Genomic DNA, 360 nt, shown 5'->3' with positions numbered 1-360 from the left:
ACGACGCCGCCGCGATCATCAGCCAGGTCCGCGGCCGGAAGGTGAAAGCGATCCTGCTGACCCACGCGCACAACGACCACATCGGCGCCGCCCGCGAGGTCGCGGACGCCGTCGGCGCCCCGATCCACCTGAACCCCGAAGACCAGGTCCTCTGGGAACAGGTCTACCCCGGCACCACCCCCGATGCGACAATCGCGGACGGGGACGAGTTCCAGGTCGCCGGGGCCACCCTGAAGGCCATCCACACCCCCGGCCACTCACCCGGGTCCACCTGCTTCCACCTCGAAACCGAGAACACCGTGTTCACCGGGGACACCCTGTTCAACGGCGGACCCGGCGCCACCGGCCGCTCCTACAGCG

Annotated in this window: 1 protein-coding gene; it reads left to right on the top strand. The window is 70.0% G+C overall.

All coding sequences use genetic code 11. The features are described from left to right. Nucleotides 1–360, top strand: a 360-nt coding sequence (locus G9E11_RS20715; protein ID WP_190609223.1) for an MBL fold metallo-hydrolase, incomplete at both ends; no start/stop codon positions are given.

It is taken from the genome of Arthrobacter ipis, assembly GCF_014694315.1.
Classification (GTDB): domain Bacteria; phylum Actinomycetota; class Actinomycetes; order Actinomycetales; family Micrococcaceae; genus Arthrobacter; species Arthrobacter ipis.
Note: the sequence above shows the minus strand (reverse complement) of the source record. Positions and strands in the feature narration are given on the sequence as shown.